The sequence below is a fragment of the bacterium genome (assembly GCA_040753085.1).
Lineage (GTDB): Bacteria > UBA9089 > JASEGY01 > JASEGY01 > JASEGY01 > JASEGY01.
Genome location: JBFMHI010000157.1, coordinates 1 through 6401, shown reverse-complemented (window position 1 = coordinate 6401; position 6401 = coordinate 1). Strand labels below are relative to the sequence as shown.

8 protein-coding genes are annotated in these 6401 nt (G+C 45.1%); 5 read left to right on the top strand and 3 right to left on the bottom strand.

From position 1 onward, the window contains the following. The first annotated feature begins 151 nt into the window (after positions 1 to 151). Entirely contained in the window at positions 152 to 361 is a 210-nt protein-coding gene (locus AB1797_12245) for a hypothetical protein (GenBank protein MEW5768369.1), read from the top strand. A gap of 117 nt (positions 362 to 478) precedes the next feature. Beyond that, positions 479 to 1249, top strand: coding sequence for a prolipoprotein diacylglyceryl transferase (lgt, locus tag AB1797_12240; protein ID MEW5768368.1), 771 nt, complete (start codon positions 479 to 481; stop codon positions 1247 to 1249). Here the strand turns inward: lgt and AB1797_12235 are convergent. Both AB1797_12235 and AB1797_12230 read right to left on the bottom strand, forming a co-directional pair. After that, positions 1218 to 1685, bottom strand: a complete 468-nt coding sequence (locus AB1797_12235; GenBank protein MEW5768367.1) for an MOSC domain-containing protein — start codon at positions 1683 to 1685, stop codon at positions 1218 to 1220. The two genes, lgt and AB1797_12235, sit on opposite strands and share 32 nt — an antisense overlap. Then, entirely contained in the window at positions 1682 to 2116 is a 435-nt protein-coding gene (locus AB1797_12230) for an Rrf2 family transcriptional regulator (protein ID MEW5768366.1), read from the bottom strand. Before AB1797_12230 ends, AB1797_12235 begins: the two co-directional genes overlap by 4 nt. Before the next feature lie 466 nt (positions 2117 to 2582). Between AB1797_12230 and AB1797_12225 the strand changes: the two genes are divergently transcribed. Then, positions 2583 to 2804, top strand: coding sequence for a hypothetical protein (locus AB1797_12225; GenBank protein ID MEW5768365.1), 222 nt, complete (start codon positions 2583 to 2585; stop codon positions 2802 to 2804). A gap of 28 nt (positions 2805 to 2832) precedes the next feature. Here AB1797_12225 and AB1797_12220 read toward each other — a convergent pair whose 3' ends face one another. Continuing rightward, positions 2833 to 3048, bottom strand: coding sequence for a DUF6485 family protein (locus AB1797_12220; protein ID MEW5768364.1), 216 nt, complete (start codon positions 3046 to 3048; stop codon positions 2833 to 2835). 392 nt (positions 3049 to 3440) lie between these two features. Between AB1797_12220 and scpB the strand changes: the two genes are divergently transcribed. Together scpB and AB1797_12210 are read left to right on the top strand one after the other, a co-directional pair. Continuing rightward, positions 3441 to 3992, top strand: coding sequence for an SMC-Scp complex subunit ScpB (scpB, locus tag AB1797_12215; protein ID MEW5768363.1), 552 nt, complete (start codon positions 3441 to 3443; stop codon positions 3990 to 3992). 604 nt (positions 3993 to 4596) lie between these two features. After that, the gene (locus AB1797_12210; protein ID MEW5768362.1) at positions 4597 to 5940 is read left to right on the top strand and encodes an endonuclease Q family protein; all 1344 of its coding nucleotides are present in this window, start codon (positions 4597 to 4599) and stop codon (positions 5938 to 5940) included. Positions 5941 to 6401 lie beyond the last annotated feature (461 nt).

The window sequence follows — 6401 nt, the reverse complement described above, 5'->3', positions numbered from 1 at the left end:
GAGAGATATATTCTACAAACATGTCGCTCCTCTGGAGCTAACCTGAATAAAGCTCCGTAGGAGTAATCTGTTTGTAGTATTTCACAAAAGCAATATATTTGCAGCTCCGTAGGAGCGAGCTGTTTTTAGTAGTAGTAGAGCTTGAATATCTATGTCTATGGGAAATTTCTTGCATTTTATTAGACCTATTTCACAGGTCGAAAAATTATTTAAAGAGGGGATTAAAAGATTTGTTTTATCTTCGTGCCCTTCGTGTTCTTCGTGGTTTTTAAAAGATGTGGATAAGGATAAGCCCATCAAGGGAGGGGAAGCTCTTATGCCGACGCTGTCAGGACAAAAGGAGATGAAACTTAACCCATAGCACTATAATCTGTAATGAGCTTACTTTTTTAACTTGATTTTGAGTAGATACGTAATCGGTAACCACTGATTACTGGTTACGCCTCACCGATGACCGATTACCTATTTCTATCAGATTATGCATCCGATCTTATTTTCTATTGGTCCCATTAATGTTTATACTTACGGCTTTACCTTGGCTCTGGCCTTCCTGACAGCTATCTGGCTGACTTCCAGGGCGGCTGAACGTGAAGGGATAAAGCGCGAGGTGATCATTGAACTGGGGACTTACGTCCTTATTGCCGCCATTGTGGGGGCAAGAGCCGGTGATGTAATCATCAACTGGGATTATTATTGGCAGCATCCGCTGGATATTGTCTTCTCCCGGCAGGGATTTGTCTTCTACGGCGGCTTTATTCTGGGCGTAATGGTTAGTGTCCTGTTTATCCTTCGCCGTAAACTTCCCCTCTGGAAGATGGCCGACATTATTTCCCCCTCAATTGCCATTGGCCTGGCCATAGGGCGAATCGGCTGCTTTTGCTTTGGCTGTTGTTACGGGAAACCTACCGAGAGTACAATAGGGGTAGTCTTTCCATCCGGAAGCCCGGCCCATATCCACTTTGGCGACCAGCCAGTCCATCCGACCCAACTCTACTCCTCAGCTAATGGGTTGGCCCTCTTTTTAATCCTCCTTTTTATCCGTCAGGTAAAGGGATTTGAAGGCCGGGTCTTTGTTTCCTTTCTCTTTCTCTACTCTCTGGCACGGTTTGTCATTGAAGAGTTCAGGGGTGATAACCCGGAGCTGTGGCTGGGGTTAACTCCTTCTCAGTGGGTCAGTATCGGAGGAGGGATGGCCGCGGTGGTTCTTTATAAGATGCTTAGAAAGAGAGGCTTCCGTTATAGGGTATGATATTGATTCTATCTCCGGCCTTGATCTTTCCACCTGAAATTACCTCGGCAAATATCCCCTCTTTGGGCATAATACAGTCTCCGGCCTGATAGTAAATGGCGCATCTATCCTGACAGACCTTGCCGATCTGGGTTACCTTCAAGGCTATTTCCCGGCCTATTCTTATCTGCTGGCCAGGCTGAAGGTCAGGCAGATTCAGGCCGGAGGTGGTAATATTTTCAGCAAAGTCACCACAGGAGACCTCCAGGCCCGACCGGCGTATTTTCTCAATGGACTCAATAGCCAGCAAACTTACCTGACGGTGACCCTTACCGCTATGTCCATCGCCCTTAAGTCCATAACCGGCAATAAGCTCCCCCTGACCACCCAGGGGTTTCTTTTTCTCGCCCTTGCCGGCACTAATGTTAACTGAAACAACCTGGCCTTCTTGAATCATCTCTCCACCTCTTTGAGTTCCTTATCCATCCTGACCAAATCCTCAAGCGTCGTTGAATCTAAAACCTCGGCTATCTTATCTCCCACCTTCTTCCAGAGGACTCTGGCGGCACATTTGGGAGCCCGATGGCAATGCTTCTGGCTTATCTGGGGATTAACACAGAAAACTGGCTCAATATAGCCTTCTAAAGTCCTGACTATATCGCCCGCCGTAATTTCAGATAATTTTTTAGTTAATCGATATCCGCCGGTAGGACCTCTCACACTTTCTACCAGACCGGCTTTTTTTAATTTGACCATAAGCTGCTCTACATATTGGGAAGTAATCTCCTGGTTTCTCGAAATCTTAGATATAGATACAACATCTCCCTCATGTAAGGCTAACTCCAGCATCGCCCTTAGCGCATACCTGCCCTTTGTAGAAAGCCACATCTTGAACTTTATCCCCCTATAATTACTGAAGACTCTCGGATAAAATTATGCATTTTATTTATCTATGGTTAGAAAAGAAGGTAATTCCTCTCACCCCCACTTTTTAAACCTGTTCCCTGATTTTCATCAGGGCAGGCTCTGACAGATTCAGGAATGGGAAATAAGAAATGGGAAATGAGAAGTAAGAATTTTTGTTTATTTAGTTCCTTTTTTTCATTTTTTACTTCTATTTTATCCGAAAAGCTTCATTTTCAGACTTCTCCAAATGGCCAATAAAAGTGGGCTATTTTTTGGACATTTTGTTAGGTTTTTCCCCGACTTCACATAGAAGGATTTTGCCATTGGAAAGGCGAGCCTCCATCTGGTTTAGAGTTTCGATTGTCCAATTATTAGACTTATGCGGTCTCTGCCCTTATAAATAATGATATCGCCGAACACCACGAAACATGAGACCTCAAAGAACCTTTTGAAACAGATATGGGAAAGAGGCGGAGGAATTGTCTGTGTGCAAAATCTGATGGAATTCTTTGTTGTTATCACCCAAAAAGTTGAGAACCCTATTGATGTTAAAGAAGCAAAACCTATTGTGCAAGATATTCTTAAATCAGACAATTGGAAGATTATTGATAGGGATGTAGATACATTTTTAAGTGCTATTGATCTTGTTTCTGAATTAACTTTTTCTTAAGTTAGCGCCATTCAGGACACTACCCGAATTATCCCCAGGTCCTAATAAATTTTCTAAAAGAACGATCGTAAGTGGCTTCAGCGTCTTTAGGGAAAAAGCAGGCCGGAAGTTGATTCATATTCCGGTGGTAACTGATACACTGGCAGCACAGCCCCTTTTTCTCACAAGAATAAGTGCAGTTACAGAAGTCTAAATTAACTTGCACATTAGGACACGACTTTTTCATTTCAGATATACTTTTCATTATCTACTACCTCCCCTCATTTCGGATTGTAACTACTCAGGTGAGTAGGCTGAAGGCTTTTAGAAATAAATGCAGAGAACAGATGACTGGATTTCAGCCTTTAGCCTTCAGTCTTCAGCCTATCTACCTAAATAGTTGCTTCGGATTTTGGATCTGGATTTCGCCATCACCTTTAGCCAGGAGGCCCTTCTAATTTTCACTCTGGCTTTTAATTACCTATTATCTCAAAAAAGAAATGCCTTGTCAAGTTACTTTCTATTGACAAAAAGACATTTTTCTTTTATAATAAACTTTAAGCTCTTCACAGCAATATATTTGTCATCGCATCCACCTCATTTTCTAACAGCGTTCATTTGGGGTAAATTGTTATCTTTTTCCTGTGGAGGTCAAGTTTGCAAAAAAGACTACCAACCACCGTTGATCTTAATCCCGGTCAGGCTAAGGGGGCCATTGAGTCCCTGCTCTTTGTGGCTGATGAACCCCTTGCTTTGAAACAAATCGTCCAGGTTCTGGAAATAAAGGAAGAAGAGGCTAAAACCCTGCTCGATGAACTGAGGATGGATTACGAAAATGGAAACAGAGGGATACAGTTACGTGAAGTGGCTAACGGCTATCAGATATCTACCCGACCGGAATTTACCCCCTGGATACAGAAACTAAAAGGGCTTCCTCAGCGAATAAAGTTTTCCCGCTCCGCTCTGGAAGTTTTGTCTATAATTGCTTACCAGCAGCCTGTCACCCGGGCTGAGATAGAATCCATTAGAGGAATAGGCGGAGCAGGTCCTTTGATTAAAAATCTACTTAAGACCAATTTGATTCAAATTGCTGGACGGTCTGAAGCCCCTGGCCGGCCGGTTATGTATAAAACCACCCAGGCGTTCCTGAAACATTTTGGCCTGACTGATCTCTCGCAGCTACCTAAAAGAGTAGACAGCAGACAGTAGTCAGCAGGTAATCTATTTACTGTCTACTGCTTACTATCTACTAAAAGCCTATCCCAAGACCTCGGCGCGATGAAAGCCGATATAGGAGGCAGCTACAACTGTCGATGGATAGAGGGCGCCAGTGGTCGCTCCCTAACGGTCGCGGCTCGGATCGTTTTGGGGATAAGCTCTAACTACTGTTTACTGTTTACTTAACCTTAAACGTAACTACTCAAAACTAAGTTAAGCAGTTAGTTGGGAGACAAAGCAAAATTCCCTCTCCCTTGATGGGCTTATCCTTATCCACAAATTGGGTAAAAGGATGGGGTAAACAAGAGCCTGCCTTGATGAAAATCAAGGATAAACCACGAAGAGCACGAAGGACACGAAGAAAAAATTACGACCTGTGAAATAGGTTTATACAAATATCCCCCAATAGAGGGTGAGAAGGTGAGAAAGAGAATAAACAGGCTTTTTTCCTCTTTCGTGTCTTCGTGCCTTGGTGGCTGAACGGTTACCCTTAAACTATGCTCGATTACAAAGGCGCTATTCATATCCAGACTCGGTATTCAGGGGGTTCTGAGCGCTTAGACTTTTAGGAATCCTCAGAGGAGGAGGGAACTTTATGTTTTTTATCGCTGATTTGCATATTCATTCCCCATATTCACGGGCGACCAGTAAAGAGATGTCTCTGGAAAATCTCTACCGGTGGGCCCAATTAAAAGGGCTTACCGTGCTTGGCACCGGAGATTTTACCCACCCGCGCTGGTTTGCCGAAATTAAGGAAAAATTAGAGCCGGCTGAACCTGGTTTGTTTCGATTGCGGCCGGAATATTACTCAGAACAAGATAAAAGAGTCCCCGGCACTTGTCGCGGTGAGGTTCGATTCCTGCTTTCGGCAGAAGTAAGCAGTATTTACAGCAAAAACGGCCGTACCCGTAAGGTTCACCACCTGATCTTCGCCCCAAGCCTGGAAATAGGGGCTGGGATTCGCAGTAAGCTCCAACGAATAGGAAATCTGAGTGCGGATGGCCGGCCTATCCTGGGCCTGGACAGCAAGGTTCTTTTGCAAATTGTCCTGGAAGCCTCTTCTGAAGCCTTTCTTGTCCCTGCCCACGCCTGGACGCCACATTTTTCCGTTTTCGGCTCCAATTCGGGCTTTGATTCAATGGAGGAATGCTTTGAAGACCTCACCCCGCGCATCTTTGCCATAGAGACTGGTCTTTCTTCAGATCCAACTATGAACTGGCGGCTTTCCAGGTTAGATAAAATTACCCTCATCTCTAACTCCGATGCCCATTCACCGGCCAAATTGGGCCGGGAGGCTAACCTGTTTCAGACAGAGCTATCTTACTACCATATTCGTTCCGCTATGGAAAACAGAGATGGAAACCAGAAACTCGACGACCCGCAAGCGGGTGCCCCGAACCCGACACTCGAAACTGGCAAGGCCTTTGAGGGCACGATTGAATTCTTCCCTGAGGAAGGCAAATATCATCTTGATGGTCATAGGGCATGTGATATGCGGATGACTCCAGAGGAAACCAGGAAACACGAATACCTTTGTCCCAGGTGTGGACGAAAGACAACGGTCGGGGTGATGCACCGGGTGGAGACCTTGGCTGACCGGCCTGAAGGTTTTATTCCTTCTGGAGCCCCGGCTTACCAGTCATTGATCCCTCTCCTTGAGATCATCGCTGAAATCGAAGGAGTTGGAGTCAATAGCAAAAAGGTGGCTCAAGAATACGAGAGATTGCTTTCTAATTTTGGGCCGGAGCTTTTCATCCTGGGAGAGACCCCGCTAGAAGAAATAGAAGGATCCAACTTGCCTCTTTTGGCTGAGGCTATTCGGCGGGTTCGAGCTGGAAAAGTAAAGATCGCAGCAGGTTATGACGGCGAATACGGAAAGATTCAAGTCTTTGCCCCGGGGGAGAAAGAAGCCTTTACTCCCCAGATGAGCCTATTTTGACGGAACTGTTGAATGAAATCGAGCACCACTATTTCATTCAACAGTTCCCTACCTATGCCCTGAGAGAGTCAGCCATAAGCTCAGGCTAAGCTGTAGATTTCCTTCATAATCATCTCTTGCCAAGGGTCGGGAGTGTGGTCATCCATCGTCTTCTACAGGACAATGGTCAGGAGTTCACCACTCACGGGCCTCAAGGCAATCACCGGTTTAAGGAAACCTGCAAGGAGAAGAACATCAGCCAGACCTTCACCCAGGTGAAGCATCCGTGGACCAATGGTTATGTGGAGAGACTCAATTTTCTCCTTCGCCCCTGCGGGGCTTAATTAATTTCCAATCTAACTTGCATTCCGCACTTGTAAAACAGGGTTATATGTGGTAAAATAGTAACGCATAGCCAGCAATAAACACAGCAATAAAGAAAGCAGAGGTCCTACCAATGATCAAAGCACTTAATGAAGTAG